17 protein-coding genes are annotated in these 24888 nt (G+C 45.7%); 7 read left to right on the top strand and 10 right to left on the bottom strand.

Going from position 1 to position 24888, the window contains the following annotated elements; all coding sequences use genetic code 11:
- Nucleotides 1-13 precede the first annotated feature (13 nt).
- From MHI14_RS15145 to MHI14_RS15170, 6 genes are all read right to left on the bottom strand, one after another.
- Entirely contained in the window at nucleotides 14-907 is an 894-nt protein-coding gene (locus MHI14_RS15145) for a carbohydrate ABC transporter permease (RefSeq protein WP_133384921.1), read from the bottom strand.
- Nucleotides 908-920: 13 nt separating this feature from the next.
- The gene (locus tag MHI14_RS15150; protein ID WP_249910553.1) at nucleotides 921-1835 is read right to left on the bottom strand and encodes an ABC transporter permease; all 915 of its coding nucleotides are present in this window, start codon (nucleotides 1833-1835) and stop codon (nucleotides 921-923) included.
- A 61-nt stretch (nucleotides 1836-1896) separates the two neighbouring features.
- Nucleotides 1897-3633, bottom strand: a complete 1737-nt coding sequence (locus MHI14_RS15155; RefSeq protein ID WP_341130665.1) for a sugar ABC transporter substrate-binding protein — start codon at nucleotides 3631-3633, stop codon at nucleotides 1897-1899.
- Nucleotides 3634-3885: 252 nt separating this feature from the next.
- Nucleotides 3886-5292, bottom strand: coding sequence for a response regulator (locus MHI14_RS15160; RefSeq protein ID WP_341130666.1), 1407 nt, complete (start codon nucleotides 5290-5292; stop codon nucleotides 3886-3888).
- Nucleotides 5289-7001, bottom strand: coding sequence for a sensor histidine kinase (locus tag MHI14_RS15165; RefSeq protein WP_340914548.1), 1713 nt, complete (start codon nucleotides 6999-7001; stop codon nucleotides 5289-5291). Before MHI14_RS15165 ends, MHI14_RS15160 begins: the two co-directional genes overlap by 4 nt.
- A 346-nt stretch (nucleotides 7002-7347) precedes the next feature.
- Nucleotides 7348-13734 carry a rhamnogalacturonan lyase family protein gene (locus tag MHI14_RS15170; RefSeq protein ID WP_341130667.1) on the bottom strand — a complete coding sequence of 2129 codons (6387 nt, stop codon included), beginning with the start codon at nucleotides 13732-13734 and terminating at the stop codon, nucleotides 7348-7350.
- Nucleotides 13735-13942: 208 nt separating this feature from the next.
- On the opposite strand from MHI14_RS15170, the gene MHI14_RS15175 reads away from it, so the two are divergent.
- Nucleotides 13943-14815, top strand: coding sequence for a helix-turn-helix transcriptional regulator (locus MHI14_RS15175; RefSeq protein ID WP_091030058.1), 873 nt, complete (start codon nucleotides 13943-13945; stop codon nucleotides 14813-14815).
- A gap of 130 nt (nucleotides 14816-14945) precedes the next feature.
- Here MHI14_RS15175 and MHI14_RS15180 read toward each other — a convergent pair whose 3' ends face one another.
- Nucleotides 14946-15683 carry an SDR family NAD(P)-dependent oxidoreductase gene (locus MHI14_RS15180; protein ID WP_074095227.1) on the bottom strand — a complete coding sequence of 246 codons (738 nt, stop codon included), beginning with the start codon at nucleotides 15681-15683 and terminating at the stop codon, nucleotides 14946-14948.
- A gap of 176 nt (nucleotides 15684-15859) precedes the next feature.
- On the opposite strand from MHI14_RS15180, the gene MHI14_RS15185 reads away from it, so the two are divergent.
- Nucleotides 15860-16474, top strand: coding sequence for a TetR/AcrR family transcriptional regulator (locus tag MHI14_RS15185; RefSeq protein WP_249910558.1), 615 nt, complete (start codon nucleotides 15860-15862; stop codon nucleotides 16472-16474).
- A gap of 23 nt (nucleotides 16475-16497) precedes the next feature.
- On the opposite strand, the gene MHI14_RS15190 is transcribed toward MHI14_RS15185, so the two are convergent.
- Nucleotides 16498-18567, bottom strand: a complete 2070-nt coding sequence (locus MHI14_RS15190) for a helix-turn-helix domain-containing protein (RefSeq protein ID WP_341130668.1) — start codon at nucleotides 18565-18567, stop codon at nucleotides 16498-16500.
- Nucleotides 18568-18713: 146 nt separating this feature from the next.
- On the opposite strand from MHI14_RS15190, the gene MHI14_RS15195 reads away from it, so the two are divergent.
- The 4 genes from MHI14_RS15195 to sdaAA all read left to right on the top strand — a co-directional run bounded on the left by MHI14_RS15195 (nucleotide 18714) and on the right by sdaAA (nucleotide 23108).
- Complete coding sequence (locus MHI14_RS15195) at nucleotides 18714-19958, top strand: MFS transporter (protein ID WP_341130669.1); 1245 nt, start codon at nucleotides 18714-18716, stop codon at nucleotides 19956-19958.
- Between the two features lie 114 nt (nucleotides 19959-20072).
- On the top strand, nucleotides 20073-21515 hold the full coding sequence (locus MHI14_RS15200) for a M20 family metallopeptidase (RefSeq protein ID WP_341130670.1): 1443 nt from the start codon (nucleotides 20073-20075) through the stop codon (nucleotides 21513-21515).
- Between the two features lie 4 nt (nucleotides 21516-21519).
- Complete coding sequence (gene sdaAB / locus MHI14_RS15205) at nucleotides 21520-22188, top strand: L-serine ammonia-lyase, iron-sulfur-dependent subunit beta (RefSeq protein WP_341130671.1); 669 nt, start codon at nucleotides 21520-21522, stop codon at nucleotides 22186-22188.
- A 44-nt stretch (nucleotides 22189-22232) separates the two neighbouring features.
- Complete coding sequence (sdaAA, locus tag MHI14_RS15210; RefSeq protein WP_341130672.1) at nucleotides 22233-23108, top strand: L-serine ammonia-lyase, iron-sulfur-dependent, subunit alpha; 876 nt, start codon at nucleotides 22233-22235, stop codon at nucleotides 23106-23108.
- A 112-nt stretch (nucleotides 23109-23220) separates the two neighbouring features.
- On the opposite strand, the gene MHI14_RS15215 is transcribed toward sdaAA, so the two are convergent.
- Nucleotides 23221-23952: a hypothetical protein gene (locus tag MHI14_RS15215; RefSeq protein ID WP_341130673.1), complete on the bottom strand. Its 732-nt coding sequence runs from the start codon at nucleotides 23950-23952 to the stop codon at nucleotides 23221-23223.
- Between the two features lie 41 nt (nucleotides 23953-23993).
- Nucleotides 23994-24293 carry an immunity 53 family protein gene (locus tag MHI14_RS15220; RefSeq protein ID WP_341130674.1) on the bottom strand — a complete coding sequence of 100 codons (300 nt, stop codon included), beginning with the start codon at nucleotides 24291-24293 and terminating at the stop codon, nucleotides 23994-23996.
- A gap of 193 nt (nucleotides 24294-24486) precedes the next feature.
- On the opposite strand from MHI14_RS15220, the gene MHI14_RS15225 reads away from it, so the two are divergent.
- Complete coding sequence (locus tag MHI14_RS15225) at nucleotides 24487-24843, top strand: DUF3221 domain-containing protein (protein ID WP_133384909.1); 357 nt, start codon at nucleotides 24487-24489, stop codon at nucleotides 24841-24843.
- Nucleotides 24844-24888 lie beyond the last annotated feature (45 nt).

Here is a 24888-nt window from a genome sequence, read left to right on the forward strand (position 1 = left end):
AACCTTTCTAAGGTTATTCTTTGACCGATCCTACAACAATGCCAGTCACAAAGTATTTTTGCAGCAAGGGATAAATCAGCAATAGCGGGATAACAGCAACTACGATTTTGGCTGCATTCAGGTTTTTGTTCGAAATTTCAGTCAGGTTGCTGAGTTCACTGGAATTTGTGCCAGCTTGAAGCAAATCGGCAATATTCACGTTAAGGGACTGAATATAGGTCATTAGCGGATAATTGCTGACTTTGGTCATATAGATCAAACCGCTGAAGAAGTCATTCCATGTACCCACGATACTGAATAAGGCAACTGTCGCCAGTGCAGGAATGGACACGGGAACATACACTTTGAACAAAACCTGAAGCGGATTCGCTCCATCGATGAATGCTGCCTCTTCAAGCGCTTTAGGTACAGCGGAGAAGAAATTCATCACGAGGATGACACTGAATATCGGGACAGCGCCTGGCAGAACCAGTGCCCATATCGTATTCAGCATATCCAGGTTTTTGATCAGCAGGTAACTCGGAATCATGCCTCCACTGAACAACATGGCAAAAATCATGATATTCATATAAATGTTTCTGCCTTTAAAATCCCTCTTTGATTTGGATAACGGATAAGCCATCAAAATAATCAGAATCATATTAAGCGCAAGGGTAAGCGCGACACGTAAAATGGAGATGCCAAAGGAACGCCAGAACTGTGCATCATCGATAATTTTGGTATACGCTGCTGTTGTAAAATTGACCGGAACGAGACCTACTGCATTTGCGGATACCGCCTCGCTGCTGCTGAATGATATGGCAACGATATTCCATAACGGAAGAAGGCAGACCAATGCCAGCAGAATGACGATGGCATAGATGACAAACCGGCCAATTCGTTCTTTGAAGTTTGCAGAATAGGACACAGGTTTGGCCTCCTTAGAATATTTTTCGATCCGTATATTTTTTGGCCAACTGGTTGGCAGACATAAGCAATACAATGCCGATTACGGACTTGAACAAACCAACAGCCGTACCGAAGCTATACTGTCGTCCAACGAGACCGATCCGATAGACGTATGTATCCAGAATATCGCCCGACTCATAAACAACCGGGTTATACAAGTTATAAATTTGATCAAAACCAGCGCTCAAAATGTTGGTCAGGCTCATTACGCCCATGAGCAGAATAATAGGCAGCATGCCTGGCAATGTAATATGCCACACTTTTCTCCACCAACTGGCTCCATCCATTCCTGCCGCTTCATATAGACCGGGATCAATCGACGTAATCGCCGCCAAATAGACGATAGAGCTGTAGCCAAACTCTTTCCATACGTCTGTACCTATAATCAGTGGCTGGAACCAGGTGTTGCTGCCAAGGAAATTAATATTCTCCAGGCCAAAGAACGCGAGCATTTGGTTCACAATGCCGTCCAAACTGAACATGTTGACAACGACGGATGCGAGTACAACCCAGGATAGAAAGTGCGGCAGATAAACAATCGTCTGCACGGACTTTTTAACGTATTTGATACGAATTTCATTTAATAAAACGGAAAAAATGATGGCCATCATCGTTCCAAGCAAAATCTTGCCAATCGCAATCACCAGCGTATTGCTGACGACCTGCGCGATATCCGGCAGCTTGAACATATACATAAAATGCTTCAGTCCTACAAATTCGGAGCCAAACATCCCCTTCGCCGGAACATAGTCCTGAAAAGCTGTGATGACGCCGACCATTGGAATATAGCTGAATACAAGCAAAAACAAAATGCCCGGCAGCATCATCATATGGTACATGGCACCTGGGCCGAGCCGCCCTCTCGCTTTCAAATTCCCCTGTTTCATGGATGAACCCCTTTCGTTGAAGAAAGGCTGCGTATCGCAGCCCTGCTACTGTTCATGAATATTATTGTTTCGATGCGATCTCGTCTTCAATTTCCTGAATGACTTGATCACCACCCTGTTTCTTCCAGTTACTGACGAATGTATCGAAGTAATCAAGCGGTTCTGAACCCGTTATGATTTTGATAAACGACTCCTGCTCCAACTTCGTCAGATTGGCCCACGTCTGTTTCATGCTTGGTGTAGTGCCAGAAAAGGCAGGTGTCATCCATACAAATTTGTTTTCCTGTGTCAGTTTGTCGATCAGTCCCACTCCGTTGATCCGTGAATGATATTTTGACCAAGCAGTCACATCATCCGTATCCATGTCGCTTAAATAGGTTTTGATGCTTCCGATGTTGTTCTTAGATTCGGTAGTGCGAACCTCATCCAGGGAAATTTCTCCTTTGATTCCTCGAACCACGTCAGAGTAATCATCCAGCAGTGATGTAGCCGAGTTGACTTCGATATTAAAAGGTCTCGTAGATCCGTCTACCCCGGTCTCCTGATACTTGGCAGCTTCCGGCATGGTTGTTGCGGCATCTTTATCATTGGCCAGTTTATCGTAGAACAGGTTAAGAATCTTAACGGCCAGTTCAGGGTGTTCGTATCCCTTTCTCACCACGATAAACTGATTGGATGGATTGGCATGCGCCACGTTGACCTTGCCGTCTGCATCCTCCAGTGTATAAGCCGAGAATTTCGCGTTTTTATCCATCTGTTTTGCACTGATCAGTCCCCAGTCAGGGATATGCCACGGTCCAAAGGCGATGCCGCTTTGGCCATTGGCGTAGAGTGCGGTAATATCGTCAAACGTGCGGGTTCCAAATTGCGGGTCAATGATACCATTCTTGAACCAATCGGCCATGATGCCCAGCATCTGCTTCGTTTCTTCTGTCGTGGAACCATACACGATTTTGCCGTCTTCACCATTCATCCAATATTGCGGGAAGGCTCCCTCGGTTGAGGCCACACCCAGCATCGTATAAGCAGAGCCATTATAATCTGTTGTGTTCATCGTGTTCACAAATGGAATACCTACCGGGTTTCCGGATTGGCCAGGATCTCTTTTCAGGAATTCCTGTGTGGTCTTCTCCACTTCATCCAGTGAAATGGCGCCGTCACCATCTGCATCAAGTTGAATCCCCAGCAGATCCAGCCAATCTTGACGGACCCAAACCATCGTTGGTGCGGAATCCAGAGAAGTCGCCGGAAGTCCCATCAAACGTCCATCAATCGTTGCATTTTCTAATGCACGTCCATCATAGGAATCGTACATCTGCTTGATGTTATCCGTAGCATATTGATCATAAATGGTGGTCAGATCCTCAATCAGATCGTTATCCACCAGTTCTTTCAGTTCATCTTTGGAATCAACACGCATCATGTCAGGCAATTCCCCGGATGCGATGGCAAGCGATACTTGACGACTATAATCTTCACCATTGGCTTCAAATTGATCTGTAATCTGAGCGTTAAACGTGTCTTTGACCAGCCGAGTATATGCGTTGTTCTCATAGGTATCACCAGCCGGCAGTTTTGGGTTGGCTGTGGTTACCCGTCCCATGGTTACGGTGATTTCGTCTTTATAGGCACTGAACGGATCTCCAGGCGTTACCTCATATTTGCCTGCTTCCTCTGCAGTAGGAGGATTGGAAGAGTCTCCACATGCCGCTAGGGCTGCAACCATCAAGGCGGACATGGACAGCACGGCCAGACGCTTTGTCACCCGTTTGCTTTTCATAGACCATTTTGTTCTCATCTAGTTCGATTCCCCTTTATTCTGATGTTCAATATATTTGTTTGCGCTTTCATTATAAAATGAAGTGAAGGCCAATCGAGATAGGGATTACACGTCCGTTTGGATAGAGAAATGGTTACAATTTTCAGTCCGTAGTATGAAGTATGGTTAACTTGTGATCATTTACCCTACCTACTGACCAACATTCGTCTATCTACCCCTATTCTCGATCAAAAACAAAAGCCGGCAGCTCCTAAAACAGGAAGCTGTCGGCTATTTATTTCCTCTACCTAGCTGCCGATATTCGCTTGGCAGAAGACCTGTCAGTTCGCGGAAAATCCGGCTGAAATATTTTTCATCCGTATAACCCACTCGCTCCGCAATCCAGAAAATTGTGTTGTTTGTATTGAGCAAGTACTCTTTGGATTTCTCTACCCGAATGAACCGGGAGTACTCATTAAAGGTTTTCCCCATCAGATCTTTGAAACATTGACTGAAATAACTTCGGCTGATATTGAGTTGTTGGGAGAGACCTGAAGCTGTATAGGCCTGTTCCAAATCATGCTGCACGATTATCACTGCTTTTTTCACGGCATCGATGATTTCCTGTGAATACGAAGTCTGTTCATCAGCCTTTCGAATGCTTACAGCAGTCTGTTTGATCCATTCTTCAACCTCGTACCAAGACTCGAAAGAATGGATCATCGAGATTCTTCCAAGCGTAGTTTGAGCAAAAAGGTGGTTCCATTCCATCACGATCGAGTACAGCAATCCCATCAACTGACCTTTATGTAATCGTAAGGATATAAACTGATCAATGAGTTGATTGTAGTAACTGTCGTGGTGGGTCCATGGGGTCTGGAACCAACTTTGCTTAATCCGATCAAGGTCCTCATCCTGCGGTTCTTTTGAACATGTGTCTTCCTCATTCATCGAAACGGCAATGACTTGGTTATTGGGGTTGTAGGCATAGAATAAAGACGTCTCTGTATAATTTATAATCCAGTTTTTGATTTGCGACCATGTTCGGTCTTGCACATCAGACAAAACCAACAACGTACTCTGGGGAACTTGATGCAGGGATTCCTTCAATTGATAAAATAGTTGATCTTCTTCGGACGGGGGTGCAGCCCACATGCAGCTATTACGCTCAACCTCCCATCTTATCTCATCTTCATGCGCAGTTAGCTCCATTGGCCATTGATGCTCTGATTTGCGATCCTGTGACACAAGGGCATACACATTTTGATAATGGACATTGACTTCATTCTGCGAAGGCATCTTTCTTATCGTGCTTGTCAACCCGTTAATTCGGGTATGTATCCGTTGCAGAACATGTTCAAATTGCTCTTTCTCCAGCTGGACTTTGGCTATATAATCGATGGCTCCGAGTCTTAGCGCTTCCTGGATATAATCGAAATCCTGATGCAGTGTTAACACAACGATATGAAGTTCTGGATAGAGCTGCCTCGCAGCTCGCATCAGTTCAATTCCTGACATGACGGGCATTGCAAGATCCGTCAGCATCAGATCGACCGGTTGGGTTTCCAGGAAATCCAGTGCTTTCGCCCCGTTGCTGGCCTCTCCTACAACCTCCATATTGAACTCGTTCCATGGCATCGCTGAGCTAATGCCTTTGCGTACCAACTTATCATCATCTACAATCAATACCTTAATCATGCCGAGATATCTTCTCCTTTAATAGGCAATACAAGCAGTATGCTTGTCCCTGTTCCCAATTCACTCTCGATCACCAGCTGTGCTTGGTCCCCGTACTGTGCCTTCAACATGCGGTGAACGTAATTGAGTCCGATGCCCATCCCAACTTTTTGTTGTTCAGCTTCACGATTGTTCAGCAGATTATGAATGGTTTCTTCAGTCATACCTGCGCCATTATCTTGAATCATAATGTTCAACGTTGCAGTGCATGTCACTTCAATCTGAATAAAACCTTCGTCACTCAATCCATGATATAGCGAATTTTCAACCAGCGGTTGCAGAATAAAGCGGGGCACAGGAATTTGAAGCACTTGCTCATCTGCAGTAATGCGGACGTCAAATTCAAAGTCATAGCGAATTTGCTGCAAAATCAGATACTGTCTTAACGCATCAATCTCTTCTTCCATGGTGGATACTTGCCCTAATTTGCCCAGATTGTAATAGAGCAGCTTGTTCAAGGACTGTACCAGCTTGTCGATCTCCCCTTGTCCGTTCATGACGGCCAGCCAGTGCACCGTATCCAGCGTATTCATCAGAAAGTGTGGGTTGATCTGATAGAGCAGCTTTTCCACTTCCAGGTCTGCACGTATCTTCTCTTTCTGCTGCACTTCCCTGAAGAGGTCACCAATTTGATGCTGCATATTCGAAAATTCACTGAGCAGAAAATCAAATTCTGGAATTTGAGTGCGAGCTCGGCTCCCTGTCATTTGTGGATTTTTGGACATCCCGTTGATTTCCGAATGGAACAGGCCGAGTGGTTTGTAGACCATTTTCCACAGAAGCCAAGCAAGAAACACGGTAAAGCCGAGGAAAAATAAAGCGACCAGCAATATTTGAAGCAACCACTGGTTTTTCTCCTGTTGATATTGAGCCTGCGAAATGACAGATACGACGCTCCATTTCTGTGAGGAATCCTCCTTGAACCAGTGATACCCACGGGATATTCCGTCCTTGGCAGGATCGACCGTTAAGCTGGAGAAATTCTCCCCGACCTTCATGGCCTCCGGTATTTCACTGTACACAATGTTTCCTGTACCATCCAGAATGAGATGAGATAATGCTCCGTTGTATTGATTGTAACCCAAGATATCCTGTGTAAGGCGAAATCCGGATTCTACGTATATGTACACGTCGTCCCTTTTGGGCAGTTGTACTTTTCGCATGGCAGACAGAACGAGTTGGTCATCAAACCGGTTCATGCTGATATGGGGACCATAATACTTAATGCCATAGGTTTGGAAGAGCACTGGCAAAGATTCAGGAGAAAAATGATCCTTAATCGGAAAGTTGCCGAACTGCGTCGTGCCTTCTTTCTGGAAATAATATAAGGTCAATCCGATATTCGGATTGGTAAACGTGACCACACTTAACTCGCTCTTTAATTCGTCCCTGGCCTCGATTAATTCGAAGATATCGGAGGACGGATTCAAAAATTCATCCAACCTTTTGCCTACAGTACCACCGTAAGATAATTGCTGTGTAACGTGATTCAGATTGGTGATGGAATTCTCCAATGAAGATGTCACCTGTTGTAAATTGCTACGGATGCCATCATCGATCTTATTTGCGAAAATGGAGTCGATCGTATAATAAGAAATCGCAAATATACTGATAAAGGGGATAAACGCACTGAGAAAGAACAGTAAAAAGATTCTTTTTTTAAGTGTCATGGGAACCTATTCTCCTTCTGAAAATGAAACAGCAAGCCTCCTGCGTATGGAAGCTTGCTCTGAATAAACATATAGGTATGCCGATTATTGTTTATCCATAGGCCTCGGCCCATTTTGAAGCTCGTCGGCATTTCTAATTCATTCAAGCGGACACGCTGTCTGTATCCTGTCCAAGTCCAATTTCCTTTCATCATTATAGATTGATATTCAAATAAGTCAAACGCTTTCATACTGTGCGCATATAAAAAGTGCTACTCCTCAAAATGATGAGGAATAGCACTTTTATATGCGTGCCTTACTTCAGTTGTAATTACTTCTTGTTAATGGAATGCTCAAAAATTTCAATCTACTCTCGTACCGTCACATTTAATTTGTGTGATCTGGTTTCCCCTGAAGAATTACGAAGTACAGCTTCATACTCGTAGATTCCAGGTAACCTTCCAGAGATTGCGGTAACCGCAGACTGTGCACCAGGCGAATGAGATTGCAGTGATTGTGTGTCAATCAATACACCATTTTCGTAAAGTTCGTATTCGGTTGCGTTTGTTCCCCACCACAGATTCATGGTGATATTATAGTTGCCGTCACCGTCCCAGTTGTCGTTCGACAGAACAGCTTGCCCCGGGGAAGCATCCATGACGATGACTGTCAGCGGAACACTCATGGTTGAACCTAGTGCATTGATCAATTCTCCAGTATAGATATAGGTGCCATTTTTCTTTCCAGTAATATCAACTTGAACGGATTGGGCGGACGGGGATTGATCGACCAGAGAAATTTCCTTAATCAATTCACCATTCTCATACAGCTTGAACTGATTGCCGTTATTCCCCCACCACAGATTCATCGTGATTGTATAGTCTCCGTCCTTGAGCCCTGTGTCGTAACCATTATTATCAGATAACACCGGAGTGCCAGGGGCACCGTTTGCTAGTGGCGTTGTCTGATGGAGCCATTCTTCCCACTTAATCAGCACACTTGCTTGCTCATCCGGTAATACGGTTCCTCTAGCTGCTTGAACGTCATTACCGTAGGATGCAAGCAATTGACGCGCTTTTGCTCCTTCACGATCGTTTGCTGCCTGTTTGGCCTGCTTTAACGTGTTTGTAAGCTGATCAGCAAGAGCGCCGGCAGTAGGATCGGTCGATTCATCAGCAAAGGCGTTGGTCAGATTGATCAGGCTGTCGAATGTGGCAATAACGCCAAAATTATATTCTACCGTCTGTTCCCAGCCTGCCAAATCGGAGACGGTTGCCGTAACCTGGTTCAGGCCGGGTTCCAGTGCATACGCCGGAGTGTCCAGGAGCACACCTTCCGGTTCTGCCACACCGGATACCATATCGGAAGCTGTATAGCCAATTTCCACGTGCTGATCAATGGTGTATTCGGTTTGACCATGAATTTCAATGGTTGGAGGTACGAGATCAATGGATATGGACAAAGATTGTTCGCTCTCTTTGTTACCGTCAACATCGACGCTCCAGTAGGTGATAGTATGTGTACCTTCTTCAGTTAGGGTCAACTGTGTGCCACTCACCGTTTCGCCACCATTGATTTGATAATAAGTCCCTTCGATTTCGGAATCTTCATCGCTTGCTGTGAAGGTTACTTGTGCCGGAGAAGTATACCAGCCGTTCTGCAATTCTCCTTCCACAGTTGCCTTGGTATGCGGGGCTTCCTGCTCCGGAGTTTCTCCTTCCAACGTAACAAAATCAGATAGCGGAATATTTAATTCCTTCACAAGTCGTGCCACGAGTTCAGAAACCTTGATTGCGCCATTCATCTGCAAATGTGTATTGTCTTCCGTTGTGCCTACCCACATGAATATCGATTTGGTTCCTTCTGTGCCAAGCTCCTGGAAATGCTCCCAACTAGCTTGGTTCAGATCGATGATAAGCGTTTCCGTTTCCTGCGCCGTTTCTTTCATCGCCTGTACGTATTCCGGGAAGCTTTTGTTCAGCACCTCTCCGGTAAAATCACGACGATTCACTGGCGTGACCAGAACCGGAATCGCACCTCTCTGCAGAGCGCCGTTAATGTATTCTTTCAAATATATCTTGAACTGCTCGGGCGTGAGATAACGCTCTGGACGTGAAGGTGTGGAATCATTATGAGACCACTGCATGAACAGATAATCGCCTTCTTGAATGTCGAGTAAAATATCGTTGAGATATCCACCGACCAGGAAGGTTTTGCTGCTCAAACCTCCAACTGCCCGGTTATCAATACTGACTTCATTTGGATCAAAATATCCACCCAATGTTTCTCCCCAGCCTGCTTGCGGACGATAGTTCTCCGCGTAATTGGCCACAGTCGAATCGCTGGCCAGATAAATAACCGGTTTATCGCTTGCACTGTGATCTGGCAGGCGCTCCAGCTTCAGCGCATTGATCTTCGGTGCATTTCCGGTGAAATTGAAGTTAAATACCCCATCGATCAGGGCAATGTCATATGTGATTTCTTTGAATTCGCCCTTGGTAATGCTTGTGAGCGGCAGCTTTGTCATCTGCTCTACAACAACATTTGCGCTGGTTGATTCCTCCGCATCCCCGATGGTCATCGTTACCCGGTAATTCGCCGGCTCCATTTCCGCGAGGAAAGAGGTACCGTTTACTCGTGTGAAATCTTCTTTGAGCAAATCTCCGGTTTCCCGGTTCTCATCTTTGGTCAGCGCAGTATCAGCAAAGCCGTACCCATTGCCTTCAATGTACGCTCTTTTGGCATCTACCTTGATGTATCCGTCGGCTGCGCCGCCGGAACCAAAGTCAAATTTGTATTCGTTTATCCCTTCGCCCGGTTCACTTGTCAATGAATCCTTCGCGACAGTTAACATATTAAACACATGGTCAACTTGAGCTTGGGTAGCTTCCGTATTGAAAATGGCTTCCGCAGCTGCCAAAGCCCGGTTCACCACGGCCTTCGATGCATCTGTATAATCCGACAGATCTAGTGCTTTGATCTCATCATACATAGCGATCAATGCAGTCTGATCGCCACCCTCCGAAGAGAGCTGAGTGCCTTCAATTCGCACGTTATCGATCTGGGTAGTCCAGTTCAACGTGCCTCCACCACCTTTTCTGGTGCCTAAGAACCGCATGGATCTGACGTTGTCCGCATATGCGGCGGAACTCAGTGGGATACCTTGAATCGTTTGTGTAAGTGTCGGATTCGCTAGGTTCGTTAATGTCAGATCAAGTGTTTTCTCGGCAAAATTAACGGTAGCATCCACATTGACCCACTGGTTCTTGGAAATATCTGTAGCCGTTCCCCCTTCAGGTATGGCTGTATCCCCTGTGCCGTAGTCTGGGTTATACGCACCGACAAAATAATGAATTTTGGTGCTTCCAGTTTTCGTAAACAGCGTGAAAAGGGCATTTTCGTTCGAATCCTGGACCGTGAGATGACCTTCTGACGGATAGGCACTTACATTACCGGATTGCCAGTCAAAGTTCACATTCACCTGATCGCCGTTTACTGCATCAAACAGACGGAACACCTTGGCTCGATTGCCCGATCCGGACCCTGTGACGGACAGTACCTTATTTCCGGACTGTTCAACTACCGTTCCCGCCATGGTTCCTGCGATACCCGTAGCATTGACCATCGCATACTGGTAGTTGGCAGCGTCGCCTTCAAAATCCTCCTCATAGAGCTGGGTTTCTGGCTCTGGTTCTGGCTCGGTAATATCTGGGTCAATGACCAGCGATGAGATACTCAGCTCCATGTCTTTGACTGCACCAGCAACGAGTCCGGCAATTTTCTGTGCACCATAGCTGCTGAAATGGGTATTATCGTTGATTCCATTCGGGTATTTCGGATATTCACCCGGATTAGCGTATAGGAATACTTTTTCAGTAGCTGTATTACCAATTTTGTCGTAGTACGCAATACTTAACTTGCTCAGATCAATCAGCGGCACGTCAAGCTCTTCTGCCACTTCTTTGGCAGCCTGCACGTATGCTGGGAAGCTGACGTTGAACTCCTGAGTCACCGTGTTGAAATCTCTGCGTCCAACCGGAGTGAGCAATACGGGTGTAGCGCCGCGCTGTTTGGCACCGTTTACATAACGAGTTAAGTAGATCTTATAATCCTCAGGGGATGCATACCGGTCCGGTATCCCTGCACTAGCGTCGTTATGACCAAAGGAAATGAAGAAGAAGTCCCCCGGCTTAATTCGTTGCAGGATTGTATCCAAACGACCGTCTACCATAAAGGATTTACTGCTTCGGCCACCGATCGCATCGTTCACGACGACTGCCCCATTGGAGAAATAACGTCCGAACTGCTGGCCCCATCCTTCTTGAGGAGCCTGCGCTTCACTATAAGATTGCATGGTTGAATCACCAGCCATATAGATCGTTGTTGCCGCACCAGCCGCTTTCTCTGGATATTTCTCGATGATGACGTCTTGGATGTCTATGGATGTACCCGTGAATATAAGATCGAGCTGTCCATCCACCACAGCAATATCATAGGAATACTCCAGTGGTGCTCCTGCTGTCACATTGGTTACGGCGAGCTTCTGGACGAATTCGGATTTGACTCCAACGTTCGAGTCATTTGCATCATTGCCCAATCGCAGCGTCACCTTATAGTTTGAATTGGGCAGATCAACGGCAAATGTCGTGCCTGCCGCGACCGAAACCTGGTTTGCCCCTACCGTAACACCACTTGTATCCTTGAAGCCGTATCCCGGATCTTGTGCGTAGAGCGTATCCTGTATGTTTGTACTTCCTGACGCAGTCTCTGTACCGAAATTAAAGCGGTAGATCGGCTCCGGCATTTCAGCTTCGCGAGTCAGCGCCAGATCGGCTTTAGGGAATGCTGTAGCTTCCGCTCCAAGATAAAAGCCGGTATGAGGCGGCTGGTTGTAGGCTACATTTTGCCAGGCTACGCCAAGTCGATACACAGGGTCCTGCATCAGCGTAGGGATGCGATAGTCTGAAGGAATGGTCGTTGTGTAGAGACGATACTCCGAACTATCTTCGCTCCGCAGCAAAAGCTCCTCACGCCAGTCGCCCAGAATGTCCGCCTGAAGTGCCGGATTGCCTTTGGTATGGTTGTTCGTTAACGTACCGGTTGCCCGGAAGATTTCATTCAGCTTTTTGTTTTGGTAATCCCACTTATAGATGAGCGGAATTCCTTTGGCTGTGCTATTATCCCACTCATGGTCCAATAGCTCCCGCTGAAGATCTCCATCCCACCAGATGGCGAAATTGGCGGTTTTGGGCCCTTCGTCCACAGTGTAGATAGCTTCTCCGGCAGCTGAATAAGTATTGGTTACAGGGACACTTTGCCCGTTGGTAACGGTCGTGGCCCATGATTCGTAACCCGGATAGTTCGGATCAATGTCCGCCGACATCCCGCGACCGGTGTCAAAACCTGTTTTCTCACCCCAAAGGATTTCACCTGTTGCCGCATCGCGCATCTCCAGTCCGTATGCTGCATCCGAATGCTCATGCACACTTACGACCTGATAGCCCTCCCGGTTCGGATTGAGCTGGCCGGCATGCATAGCATCACCGTGTCCGAGTCCGGTGCTGTACAGCAAGCTGCCGTCATCGTCAATGGCCAAGGCGCCAAACATAATTTCGTCCTTGCCGTCCTTGTCGACATCCAGCACACTTAGATTATGGTTGCCCTGTGATTGATATTGTGATCCTGCTTCGTTTGTGTCGAACGTCCAGCGCTTAACGAGTTCCCCGCCAACATAATCATAAGCAACAAGCACTGTGCGGGTATAATAACCCCGGCTCATCACGACACTTGGCTTCGTGCCGTCCAGATAAGCAATCGCGCCAAGAAAACGGTCTACACGATTGCCATAGCCGTCACCCCAATCACTGACGTTTCCTCTTGGCGGATCATAATTCACGGTGGATACAGCCGCGCCAGTCTCACCGTTAAACAGTGTGAGATATTCCGGTCCTGACAGTATGTATCCGCCGTCGTTGCGATAATCTTTCGTGCCGTCACCAATGACCGTGCCTTGGCCATCCTTTGTGCCGTCCGCCGTCTTGACAACAACCTCGGCCTTTCCGTTGCCATCGAGGTCATACACCATTAACTGCGTATAATGCGCTCCGGCGCGGATGTTGACTCCCAGGTCAATCCTCCACAGCTTTGTGCCATCCAGTTTGATGGCGTCGATATAGACATTTCCCGTATAACCGGCCTGCGAATTGTCCTTGGAGTTGCTCGGACTCCACAGGAAGACGATTTCATATTCGCCATCCCCGTCCAAATCAGCTACGGAAGCGTCACCTGCATAATAGGAGTAGGTTCCACCGTCCTTAGTCCGTCCGTCGGCTGGTTTATCGAGCGGAATAGGCAAATAATCGTTATGCCAGACCGATACAACCTCCGGTTGCATTTGCTCTTTGCCTGCAATAACGGTGGAGATCTGATATTGTGAGCTGTCGAAACCAGTCGTGTCCACAAAGTTCGTCACATCGCTTATGGGTGATGCGTTCACTTTGGTTCCATTTTTATATATATTGAAAGCGATATCATCTGGGTCGTTGTTTAAATACCTCCAGCTTAAAAAAACGCCGTTGTCTACAAGAACCGCAACCAAACCCCGGTTCAGGTATTCTGCTTGGCGACCCGGCAGGCCGTTTGATGATGACTCTGCACGCATCGGTGCCGGAGGAACAGCCAGTGAAATAACCATAAGGAGTGCTAAAAAACATACAAACATCGATTTCTGGATGGAAACAGTTCTTCGGATCATTCGATTAACTCCTCCTTATCTAAGAATTCATTTTTAGAATCATCAGTTCGATCCTGCCCTGTTTGTTGTCAAATGAACACAATTTACAGCCACCTCCTCTTTATGTTACCGCTTACATTTATCTTACAGGTCTAAAAAAAGACAGACAATCTAAAAAATGTGACGTATTATATAAAATAATTGACTTTTTTAGGAAGGAGATGAAACGATGGTTCATACGGTTTCTTATGCTTTTCGTAATGACGATACATCAATCATGACACTTGACTCTATTGGATGGCAGATCGTTTCAAGCGAGGAATATCGTTGTCCAAGTGATGATAGACCGGACCCGGGGCACGTTGTTTTTCAATACACACTTAATGGTCAGGGTTATCTGGATATTGAAAATCAAACGATTCCTTTACCAAAGGGGCATGCCCTACTTGTTAAAATCTCCGGAGAACATTGCTATTACTATAAACAAGAGAACAACGAACCGTGGGAATTTATATGGATCAATATTCGCGGGGATGAAGCCAACCGAATTTGGGATATGATCCATGATAATGAGGGACATGTCATTCGACGAAACGCGGACTCTCCCTTGATTCAAGAGTTATGGCAAATTATCCATTTGATTCATCAAGAGAAAGTTACGGACAAGTATCGCTTGTCCATGCAAGTCTATCGGTGGTTGCTTATCTTGGTACAGACGAGTCGGGATGCGGAGAAGGATATCGGTGCCCTATCCATAACAACGATTGAGAAATGTAAAAAGTTCATTCGAGAGAATTATGCCTCCCCTTTGACACTGGATCTGCTGGCCAGTCATTGTGATATCAATAAACACTACTTGTGCAGGTTATTTCAGAAATCCGAAAAAACATCACCGCTAGCCTATCTCAAAGACAGACGCATTGAGGTTGCAATCCGGCTACTCCGCACAACGGAACTTCCGATTTCTCAAATTGGCCAACATTGCGGCTTTGAGAGTCCCAGCTACTTCGGCAAAGTTTTTCGTCAATATATGTCCATGTCGCCCAAAGAATATCGCTTGAATAAGTTAGAGTTTCCTTATGAGGCTATCTATTATGAGTAACCAAACCGCCGTTTGCTAGTCGTCTTTATCTCATGAGATATACTTTTTATCATAAAATAAAAAAAGCCACTATAATAATAGCGACTTTTAATGGAACTATGTTCTTTGTGTGCTTCGATAATTGCTGCAATTATTGAGCGGTGTATCCTCCGTCTATGATCAGGCTATTTCCTGTCATATATGAAGAATCGTCACTAGCTAGGAACAGAACGGCTTTCGCCATCTCTTCTGCTTGACCCAGACGTTTCATTGGTGTTGCCGCTGAAAGTGCTTGTTTGCTCTCTTCTGGGATAATTGGTGTATCGATGAAGCCAGGGCAAAGGGAGTTCACCCGAATATTCTGCTCAGCATACTCCAGCGCGAGGGAACGAGTCAGATTCACAACGCCGCCTTTAGCTGCATTGTAGGCTGCTGAACCAGGCGAACCAACCCATCCGTACATGGAAGCCGTGTTGACGATTGTACCTCCGCCAATTTTGAGCATTTCGCGAATCGATTCTCGAGCAACCAAGAATACGCCGTCCAGATCAACATTGACTGTATTGCGCCATTCGGCATAATCAAGCTCATGCGTCGGATGAACACGTCCGATTCCCGCATTGTTGAATACGATATCCACTTGACCAAATGTTTCTACGGTTTGTTTGAAAATCTCAGAAACCTCTTCTTCACTTGTTATGTTTGCTTTAATAAAGAGAGCCTCTGCTTTAAGCGCTTTCAGTTCCTGCTCAAACGCCTTGCCTTTTTCCTCATTCAGATCCACCAAGACCACTTTTGCTCCCTCGGAAACGAATAAGCGAGCTGTCGCTGCACCAATCCCGGATGCTCCTCCTGTGATGACTGCAACTTTATCTTGAAGTTTGCCCATGAATAAATCCCCCAGTATAATATTTTGAATAGCGCCTATATAAATAGTGCTATATGATGTTTACAAAACTAATTCTATGCTTAAAATTGTAACAATCCAATCATTAAGATGTGACCAAGTGTCTACCTCGTAGACACTTTATAAAACTATGTCTATATTTATAGGAGTTTTTTTGAATGAATAATGAACTTATTGTGACATCTCAACATCGTAATCGAACCAAGGAGCACCTGAAAACTGCTCTGATTCAGCTCATTAAGAAAAAAGGATTCCATGGTGTTTCTGTCAAAGACATCGTTGATCAGGCCGGTTATAATCGCAGCACGTTTTACTTACACTACCAAGATAAATATATTCTCGCCGAAGAGTTGTTGAGTATGACACTCGAAGGATTGAGGGGCGCAGTAGGTAAACCCTATTGGCACGGTCAAAAGGTTTCAACAAACAAGCTGGATGCCGAATCTTTTCAAATCGTGGATTATATCTACGAACACCGTGACTTCTTCGAACTGATTCAATACGATGATACGTTACCTGGTTTACATACAGGCTTTCCACAAACCATACTCAAAATCTATCAGGAGCAATTTGTCTTTGAGACGATCAACAACTCGCCAGTTAACATGGACTATTTCAAATACTATACCGCCTACGGTTTTTTTGGACTGTTGAACAATTGGATATTAAGCGGATATCGTGAGTCACGCGAGGCATTTATCAAAAACGTGATTGAACTCACCAGAACGCATATTCACTCTTTTCATTATGTCGGTAACACGTTTGAATCATGATCTCGAGTAAGTTGATTTGAAAATCATGATGAACGATATGTCTGCTTTAGATAACAGGCCAGTTGCAGATGGAGCAGATGCTCCTGATTACTCAGGGACATGCCCAGAATCTCTTCGATTTTATGAATACGCTGATACAAAGTATTGATATGAATATGAAGTGCTGACGCAGCTTGGACTGCAGAACCTCCGCACGCCATATACGTCATGAGAGTTTCCTCTAGTCCGCTGGTCTGCCCTTTGGCAGGCCGAAGCGGCTCAAATATCTCTGCCATAAATGCATTTAAATCCTCAGCCGGTTGTCGGATAAACAACCGGTTAACACCAATATCCGTATATCGGATCGTCCCCTGTTCTCCTCTTGTCTTCTGGTATGCAAGCGCCTTGTCCGCTTCCTGGTATCCCGTATTAATGGCATCGACCCCAGACCGCACTGAACTTAATCCTCCCAACAATTTCACATGATTACGATGTTCCCACTCCGGCAGTAATGCGCTGAACTGTTGTTCCAGTTTGCCTGGCTTGTGCGACTCGTTTAGCATAAGCAGTATTGTAATTCGTCTTTCATTGCCAAACGCAATGGGCAGCGCTCCTGCTGGCATTTTGTCTCTTAGATAAGCTACCAATTGAACAGACAACGCGCTAAGCGTAGAAGGGTTGACCCACTCCGCAAACTCCAGCAGTCCCACCACGATGGAGGTTGAAGGAACGATTCCGATCTCCCCGGACTTCTGCCAATAATCCTCAGAATCCTGACTGAGCCTCAAATCGTTGAAAAATTGCTGTGTTTTTTTAAAATAAAATTCGGCCAGGGACTGTTTGCGCATCAATTCCAGGGCCAAAATGGAGCTTCCCTGCTCCAGCGCAATCAACTGCAATGGTTCAAGCTTTGTGTTCATCTGGATAATGAGATAACCAAGGCACTGATTGGCTGAAGCGATTGGATACAGATATTGATACGATCGGTCGGCTTCTCCCTCGATACACGTCAGATAATCTGGATGATGCAAGGATTCGTATAAGCTGCGAAGACTTTCTGTATTCCAGCCATTCATGATTTTGCTGCGTTTCGGAATCCATTCGTTGTCGATAAAATCCACAAAGGTCATCGGTACGCCAATAACACGTGTCAGTTCGTTAACAATAGATACCACGCCCTTATTTTGCAGCGAAAGCCGCATAAGCGAGGAGTGAATCTCATCCCGTTTCATGAGTGTCTCGTTCTGTTTGCTCAGATTCTCGTAAAGTTTGGCATTTGTGATCGCAATCGAAACCTGATCTGCAAAGCTTTGCAGCAGTCGCACATCCGACTCCGTGAATAGCGGGACCCTTCCTTTTTGATAAACGATTAACACACAATCCGATTGACCTTCTACCTTGATAGGCACCGAAATAATTGAACCTATATTTTGAAAATTGTACGCTGAATTCAGATGATATTTGTTGTCCGATGTCATATTGCCAAAGTCGTCTTCTACTGTAGATAAACCGTTGTAGAGCTTTGGTGTACCTCGCTTAAAGGTGTTCCCAATGATCCCTTCACCTGGTTTCAGTTTCATTCTCAGCATGCCTTCACCCATCTCCCCTGCTCTTGCCTTGACCGTCAACGCGTCGATCGCAGGGTCATATCTCCACAACACACCTATGCACTCATAAGGGATAACCGATAGTGCACTTACCAAAATCCGTCCAAGCAACTCGTTTAGATCCAGAAGTTGAGTCACATCCCTGATGCTGTTCATGATTTCATTCAAGGCTCGTTCATTCTTGCTTGCCACAGCTTCCGTATAGTATGGGTAAAGCAAAGACGACAGTGTAACTAAATCTTCCGCAGAAAACTCCCAATTCTTAAATACCCGGATAGCCACACATATATTGTTATTGTATGGAAGAAAAACTAACATATTTTCTTCTGATTCCCGTTCTACTTTGGGATGTTGCAGTGGAAGCTGTTCCGCAAAACAAGGCGGTGTACTTTCTCTTCTGCCTATCGCTTCGATCAGTACCCAATCCGCCCAGTTACTGCTGATCCACACCTCATAATCACAGTACCCCAAGCGTTCTTGCAGGATTTTATGTAAGATTCCATTCAACGCAGCCGCCTCCTGTCAATGTAGGTTTTCACATTATGATTCAGATAATTATACAGAGATATACATTGTCTTGAAACCCCTACATCATGTAACTTTAAAGCAACACAGAAATTTAGTTAACATTCGATGAGAAGGAAGGTAACGCGATGTCTAAAATCATGCACAGTAAACACTTCAAGTACATTGTTCTCACTCTCTTGTTTCTCGGCTGGTGTCTTGGCAACCTGGATCGTTTCGTCATCAACTATGCCATTGTTGGCATTACTCAGGATCTGGGCCTAAGTGCTTCTGCACAAGGAATCATCCTCAGCAGCTTTTTTCTCGGATATGCCATTATGCAAATTCCAGGCGGAGCACTCGCCGACCGTTTCGGTTATCGGAAAGTTATTCTCGTTTCCTTATTCTCCTGGTCTGTGTTCACTATTCTTACGGGTTCAGCCTGGTCGCTGTTCTCTCTCATCTTTGTTCGTTTCCTGTTTGGGATCGGAGAAGGCAGCTTCTTCCCTTCCGGTTCCAAAGCGATTGCCACAAACTTTCCCATTAATCAGCGCAGTGGAGCCATGTCCATTATGCTGTCATCCGCAGCCATTATGGGGGTAATTACTCCGATTCTTACCGGACACGCCCTTGTGACCATTGGCTGGCGCAACCTGTTCTATATCATTGGTGCGGTAGGGATCCTCATCACAGCCTTGATGTTCTTTTTATTAAAAGAACCCGCCAAGCCTGCACTTGCGACCTCCGGCTCGGGCCAACAACCCAAAACATCACTGAAAACCGTCCTGAAGACGCCCATGATCTGGAATTTGTTCATCAGCTACTTCAGCATTTATGCAGTGAACTGGGGGCTTCAATCCTGGATGCCGACGTACATGGTCAATGTCCGGGGATTGGATATGACTCAAATGGGATTGCTCGCCGCCATTCCGGCTTTGGTCAGCATTTTCACCATGATTCTCAGCGGATATGTGCTTGACCGTATCCCGGCAGGCAAAGATCGAATTATCGCTTCTGTGTTCGGTGTACTTGTGGCCTTGTTCCTGTATCTGATGGGCTCCGCGGGCAGCATCACCACATTCATTACGTACATGACAATCGTTACGGCAATGGCCGGATTTATCTCAACACTGATCATTTCGAAGTCCCTTAAAACGATGCCCGAATCTGTCGTCGCAACAGCCAATGGATTCATTAACACAGGAGCTCAGCTTGCAGGTTTTCTGACTCCGATGCTGATCGGATTCCTGGTTGAAGCTTCCGGGGGGTCTTATGCCACCGCCTTTATGATGCTGATTGCTTTCGCTCTGATCTGCTCCATTACCTTGATGTTCTCTCGTCGTTCGAATTCGGATCAGGATAACATAACTGAGATGCAAGCAAAAGCTGTATAAACAATTTCTCTGCAATTCATAAATAAGAGTTTGCCGCCACATGTTACTTCGACATTTAGTTCATGTTCTATACGACAATACAACCATTTTAACGAATAAGAGGTGCTATGAATTATGACAACAACTGTAGATTTGACTCAATTTATCTCGGAAGCCATTGAAGGAAAACGCGATATGTTCACCAATGCCAGTGACCGAGTCTGGGGCTTTGCAGAGACACGTTTCGATGAATTTCAATCAGCAGAGCTGCTTATGGGGATGCTGGAATCCGAAGGCTTCACGATTGAGAAAGGTGTGGCAGGATTGGAAACCGGTTTTTACGCTTCCTATGGTTCGGGGTTGCCCGTTATTGCTCTATTGGGCGAATACGATGCCCTGGCTGATCTCAGCCAGGAAGCCGGAATCAGCACATATCAACCTGTTCAGCCGCGTGGAAACGGTCATGGATGCGGGCATAATCTGCTCGGCATTGGTGCATTGGCTGCTGCAGTTGCGGTCAAAGACTATCTTCAGGAACATCCGGAAAACCCAGGAACGGTGCGCTTTTACGGATGTCCTGCCGAGGAAAGTGGATATGGTAAAACCTATCTGGCTCGCGAAGGTTATTTTAAAGATGTAGATGCCGCTCTCTCCTGGCATCCTCATTCCTTGAATGCCGTTATGCATGGAAGCTCCAATGCTGTCATTCACGGCACATTTACCTTTAAAGGCATTAGTGCTCATGCCGCTGCCGCTCCTCACCTGGGACGTAGTGCTCTCGATGCGGTTGAGCTGATGAATATCGGTTCGAACTATATGCGTGAACATATGATTGATCAGGCCAGAATTCATTATGCGATCACGAACTCAGGCGGCTTGGCTCCCAATGTAGTGCAAGCGGAAGCCGAGGTCACTTATCTCGTTCGAGCTCCCAAGAGCGCACAGGTACGTAGTCTGTTTGAACGTCTGGTGAAAGTGGCCGAAGGGGCTGCCCTGATGACCGAAACAACGATGGACTTCAAATATGAAGGCGCCTGCGCCAACCTGATTCCGAACAGTACGCTTGAAAAAATAATGCATCAACATCTCGTTGCCTTCGGCGCACCTGAGTATGAAGAGGATGAATACAATTATGCCAAAGCGATCTATGAGACGCTGCCCCTACAGAACCAACAGGAAGCTGGCGCGTTAGTTGGCCCTGAGCTTGCGCCGCTTTTGGCTGAACGCCCCCTACCAAATTTTATTGCTCCATATTCGGATGAGCGGGAAACGTTCATGGGTGGTTCAACCGATGTAGCAGATGTTAGCTGGAATGTGCCGACAGCACAATGTATCACGACCACGATGGCCTTTGGCACGCCGCTTCACGCATGGCAAACCGTTGCTCAGGGCAAGAGCAGCTTTGCTCACAAAGGCATGTTGCTCGCAGCTAAAGCGATGGCGGCTACGGCCATTGAATCCATTTTACATCCAGAGATCGTCAAGGAAGCGCAGCAGGAATTACTGGACAGACTCGGTGGGGAATCCTACGACTGTCTCGTTCCGGCAGATGTGCAACCTCCGAAACGGGGAGAATAAGACCGTGAGGTTCAAAGACGTATTTTCTATTATTGGTCCAGCCATGGTTGGACCTTCAAGCTCCCATACCGCTGGAGCAGCACGGATTGGACGTACAGCTAGACATCTGTTCGGGGAGTGTCCCTCACATGCTGAGATCCTCATGTTTGGTTCTTTTGCCGCAACGTACAAAGGACATGGAACCGACACCGCCATCGTGGGTGGTCTGCTGGACATGGACACGGATGACCCCGGACTGCCTGATGCATTTGCCCATGCAGACACTGCTGGTATGGAAACCATCATCCGTCCGGGGACGGGGCTGTACCCTCATCCGAACACGGCCGAGATTGCATTAACCAACGCTGCGGGAAATCGTACATTGAATATGGTAGGCACATCGATCGGTGGAGGAAATATCGAAATCGTCCGGATCAACGGCTACAACCTGAAATTGACGGCGCTCTATCCTACACTCATCATCCGTCACAGCGATGAACCGGGCGTCATTGCCATCGTCACTCGGTTGCTCGTGGATAATCACATTAATATTGGACACATGTCCGTGGATCGAAAGAATCGGCGCGGTGAAGCTATGATGGTACTAGAATGTGATGGCAAGATGGATCCTGTCGTGGTCCACCAGATTGAGGTGCTCCCGGAAGTCCATGATGTCACTCTACTCTGTCTATAGCTTAAATATCTGACTTCAGCTTTCTTAAAAAAGGAGTTTCGCCAATGAATTTTCAAACGTTAAAACAACTTGCTGAACTGGCGGAGACCCGTAATCTCACCCTCGGTCAGCTCATGCTGGAAGAGCAATGTCATGAATCGGGCGAAGACAAGGATGCTGTCTTCAAACAAATGCAAGAATACTATGAAATTATGAAAAGTGCGGTGCATCAAGGTCTGCATACCGATACTACTTCCAACAGCGGCTTGACTGGCGGAGATGCCCGCAAACTGATGGGTTACCGCGCAGATGGACAATCCTTACTTGGCGACCATGCCAGTCTGTCGATGAGTTACGCCCTTGCAGTTTCTGAGGTCAACGCCTCGATGGGTCGAATTATTGCTACACCGACGGCGGGTTCCTGCGGCATCATTCCCGGTGTATTTATTAGCAGCCAGGAACGGTTTGGGTGGTCCGATGAACAAATGGTTTACGGCCTGTTCGCGTCTGGAGCCATTGGTTACGTCATCGCCAACAATTCGTTCATCTCTGGTGCGGAAGGAGGTTGTCAAGCCGAAGTGGGTTCTGCCATCGGGATGGCAGCCGGGGCGTTGGTGGATATCCGGGGCGGGTCCCCTTCTCAGGCGATTCATGCCGTTGGACTTGCTCTGAAAAACACCCTGGGCCTGATCTGTGATCCGGTAGCTGGATTGGTCGAGATACCATGCATCGTGCGCAATGGCTTTGGTGCAATTACTGCTCTGGGAGCCGCCGATATTGCTCTTGCTGGCGTACGCAGCATCATCCCTTCGGATGAGGTAGTGCAGGTCATGTTGGAGGTTGGATCAGCCATGCCTGAATCTCTTCGCGAAACAGCCGGCGGCGGCCTCGCCCAGACACCAACGGGACGTAAAATTACAAGGGATTTACAGTACAAATAAAAAACAGGCATGTCATTTATACGAGAGGAATAAAAACCTCAAGGTAAATGCATGCCTAATAATAAAAGAGACCATGACACCAGCTGGACAATGTTTTCTAGAGGCAAAATAATTAATGTTCTAGGGTTGCAGAAAATTTTTCAGTGCCTGTTTTATTAATTAAAGCAACTTCAAAATCAGATACCCATGTAAGTTCACCTAGATGTCTATCATAGGCAAATTCATCTGGTTGTTCTGATATGACCTTCTCTAAAAGTACTTGCGTACCATCTCGTTGTAAAATAGATAGGAATATGTCCATGCTATCTACATTATGGTGGCAAATGACTCTAGCATTGTGCTTCTTATTAGGGCTCTTCAAGTCTTTTTTCCAAGTCCATTCATTTACATAATCTAACGCCTCTATTTGCAAAGCTATCTCCCTAAATGGATCAACCTCCCAATTATTACGTAGAGCAAGTTTCTCTATACCTTCCATTAACAGTCGAAGTGTAGTTTTTTTTTTCTCCAACTCATTTTTTTCATTAAAGTCATTCAAACTAAATTGGATTGGTACCGAACACACACCAGAAACGTTAACAATCCGTTCATCCGTAATGTTTTCTACACATTCTATTAGTACTTTCCGACAATCTTTCGTATTGTATTTCCCAAATAGACGTTCATACATCGCTGTAATACAGCGAGTTTCCAAACTAAAAGAGCGTCTTTTCCATTTCCAATTCAACGCATAATCTAATTTTGTTGCTTCGTTGTACTCACAATTTTGTTTTTTCATTATAAATTCAATAGTTTCATCATCTACAACATACGGTAAATCCAAATTAAATTCTTTTAGATACATATGGTTCTCTCCTTAGATTACTCCCGATGGTTAGTGCATTATTAACTTCTATCCAAACTTGAAGCCCAATCTTTAAAGCAAAGAAGCATCTCTTCTAAATTTTTTGCTCCCCCTGCACTGTGAAACACTCCATCTCTCACGATACAGTAGAACCAATCTTGTTCATTTCTCTCTTCTTCAATCGAATCAAATGGCACATCTTCTAAATATGTATCCGTCAAATCGATTTCGACAGACCAACCAGGATTATCTACAGTATCAATTCGCACACCGTATGAATGTTCCCAATCACCGTCACAGTTTTCATAATACCAGCTTTGAATCCATTTTAGGGTATCCATCATTGTGACCTCTTTTTAGTTTTTTCTACTCTAGGAACTTATAATTTAAAGGAATCCTCATGCCATATGTCATACTTTTTACGTATCAATTACTTTTTACGTATCAATTACTTTTTAGTAATAATTTGCTTTTTTTACGTAGGGTATACTTAAAAGCAAGGGGAAAACTTTATTTCAAATCAAGGAGGTTATTATGAAGAAAATAGTATTGTTTATCTTCATTAGTATGATTATACTTGCGGGCTGTTCTAACAAGGATGAGAAAGAGAATTATCCAGTTTTCGAGGGCACTGTAGTATTTAAAACAGATGAAAATGACAAGTACAAATTTCTTGTACTACAAAATATAAGTAAGGAAGACCTGGAGAATGGAAATCTTGAGGATTTTATAGAACTAGCACAAGACCAGGAAGCTTCGTATTATTTGGTCGATAGAGAAACATATGAAACATTTGAAGTAGGGCAAAGAGTAAGGATCACTGCTGGCTTTGACCAACTAGAACCCTCGCCACCCATTAGAACGGTTGTGAGTATTGAACAAATAGGCTAAGAATTCTTCGATTGCCCAAAAGATAAAAAGACCTTAACGTTTCCA

The sequence above is a fragment of the Paenibacillus sp. FSL K6-2393 genome (assembly GCF_038002545.1).
Taxonomy (GTDB): Bacteria; Bacillota; Bacilli; order Paenibacillales; family Paenibacillaceae; genus Paenibacillus.

Excerpts from the sequence above, each read along its gene's own strand:
- MHI14_RS15185 (WP_249910558.1), top strand. The coding sequence starts at position 15,860 with ATGAATAATGAACTTATTGTGACATCTCAACATCGTAATCGAACCAAG.
- MHI14_RS15195 (WP_341130669.1), top strand. The coding sequence starts at position 18,714 with ATGTCTAAAATCATGCACAGTAAACACTTCAAGTACATTGTTCTCACT.
- MHI14_RS15180 (WP_074095227.1), bottom strand. The coding sequence starts at position 15,683 with ATGGGCAAACTTCAAGATAAAGTTGCAGTCATCACAGGAGGAGCATCC.
- MHI14_RS15220 (WP_341130674.1), bottom strand. The coding sequence starts at position 24,293 with ATGGATACCCTAAAATGGATTCAAAGCTGGTATTATGAAAACTGTGAC.
- MHI14_RS15225 (WP_133384909.1), top strand. The coding sequence starts at position 24,487 with ATGAAGAAAATAGTATTGTTTATCTTCATTAGTATGATTATACTTGCG.
- MHI14_RS15175 (WP_091030058.1), top strand. The coding sequence starts at position 13,943 with ATGGTTCATACGGTTTCTTATGCTTTTCGTAATGACGATACATCAATC.
- MHI14_RS15200 (WP_341130670.1), top strand. The coding sequence starts at position 20,073 with ATGACAACAACTGTAGATTTGACTCAATTTATCTCGGAAGCCATTGAA.
- MHI14_RS15165 (WP_340914548.1), bottom strand. The coding sequence starts at position 7,001 with ATGACACTTAAAAAAAGAATCTTTTTACTGTTCTTTCTCAGTGCGTTT.
- MHI14_RS15215 (WP_341130673.1), bottom strand. The coding sequence starts at position 23,952 with ATGTATCTAAAAGAATTTAATTTGGATTTACCGTATGTTGTAGATGAT.
- MHI14_RS15160 (WP_341130666.1), bottom strand. The coding sequence starts at position 5,292 with ATGATTAAGGTATTGATTGTAGATGATGATAAGTTGGTACGCAAAGGC.
- MHI14_RS15155 (WP_341130665.1), bottom strand. The coding sequence starts at position 3,633 with ATGAGAACAAAATGGTCTATGAAAAGCAAACGGGTGACAAAGCGTCTG.
- MHI14_RS15150 (WP_249910553.1), bottom strand. The coding sequence starts at position 1,835 with ATGAAACAGGGGAATTTGAAAGCGAGAGGGCGGCTCGGCCCAGGTGCC.
- sdaAA (WP_341130672.1), top strand. The coding sequence starts at position 22,233 with ATGAATTTTCAAACGTTAAAACAACTTGCTGAACTGGCGGAGACCCGT.
- MHI14_RS15170 (WP_341130667.1), bottom strand. The coding sequence starts at position 13,734 with ATGATCCGAAGAACTGTTTCCATCCAGAAATCGATGTTTGTATGTTTT.